2 protein-coding genes are annotated in these 1,187 nt (G+C 44.1%); one reads left to right on the top strand and one right to left on the bottom strand.

Annotated features, from left to right (window positions below; genetic code table 11):
* On the top strand, nucleotides 1-432 hold a 432-nt coding region (gene kdsB / locus R7F67_RS24490; RefSeq protein WP_318057497.1), incomplete at its 5' end, for a 3-deoxy-manno-octulosonate cytidylyltransferase.
* 77 nt (nucleotides 433-509) lie between these two features.
* On the opposite strand, the gene R7F67_RS24495 is transcribed toward kdsB, so the two are convergent.
* Nucleotides 510-1,187 (bottom strand): SpoVR family protein (locus R7F67_RS24495; RefSeq protein ID WP_318057498.1); only part of this gene is annotated, 678 nt, incomplete at its 5' end.

Consider the following 1,187-nt stretch of genomic DNA (forward strand, 5'->3'; position numbering starts at 1 on the left):
ATCCGCCAAGTTGCAGATAACTTACCCGTTAGTGATGCACCTATGGCTACGTTAGCGGTTAAAATCGAATCTGAAGATGAAGCCTTTAACCCAAATGCCGTAAAAGTCGTTGCTGATGAGCGTGGTTATGCCATGTACTTTAGCCGAGCAACAATTCCTTGGGATCGTGATAACTTCGCTAAGCAAGACAAAGCTATCGTGAATCCATTGATGCGTCACATCGGTATCTATGCATACCGCGCAGGTTTCATTAATACTTACGTAAACTGGGCGCCAAGTGCCCTAGAGCAAATTGAATGCCTAGAGCAGTTACGAGTGCTTTGGTACGGCGAGAAAATCCACGTTGCAGTCGCTAAAGAAGCGCCAGCAGCAGGCGTTGATACGCCAGAAGATCTTGAAGCCGTTAGAGCTATTGTGGCGAAAAAAGCGTAACGATTCTACTTCTTGCAGTTAATAAAAAGGCTCCTTTCATGGAGCCTTTGGCTTTAAGGGGATGAGTCTATTTTTTGCTAAATGTTTGAATCGTACTGATTGCGCTTTGGACAAGTGGCTAATGTTTCTCTGTGTCCCGTGTCTTTAACTTCTTCTAAGATTACGTCAAAGCCCCATAGGCGATAGACGTGTTTCAATACCTCATCACAACTTTCATCGAGTGGAACGCGGTTATGAGGAACGTACTGCAACGTGAGTGAACGGTCACCACGAACATCCACGTTAAACACCTGAATGTTAGGCTCTAAGTTTGATAGGTTGTACTGCGCTGCCAGAGTTTCTCGAATGCGTTTGTAGCCCATTTCATCATGTATGGCGGAGACTTCAATAAAGTTCTTCCTGTCATCATCGTTGATGGCGAACAGTTTGAAATCACGCATCAATTTCGGAGACAAATATTGGCTGATAAAGCTTTCATCTTTGAAATTATGCATAGCAAAATGCAAGGCATCTAACCAATCTGTTCCTGCTAGATCCGGGAACCACTCTTTATCCTCGTCAGTTGGCTCTTCACAAATACGCTTTATATCGCGGAACATCGCAAAGCCGAGAGCATAGGGGTTGATACCGCTAAAGTAAGGACTGTTGTAGGGTGGTTGAGCAACCACACTTGTGTGGCTATGCAAAAATTCAAGAATGAACTTTTCGGACACAATACCTTCATCATACAAGTGGTTTAGAATCGTGTAGTGCCA

The sequence above is a fragment of the Vibrio sp. YT-17 genome, assembly GCF_033337375.1.
In the GTDB taxonomy this organism is placed as follows: domain Bacteria; phylum Pseudomonadota; class Gammaproteobacteria; order Enterobacterales; family Vibrionaceae; genus Vibrio; species Vibrio alginolyticus.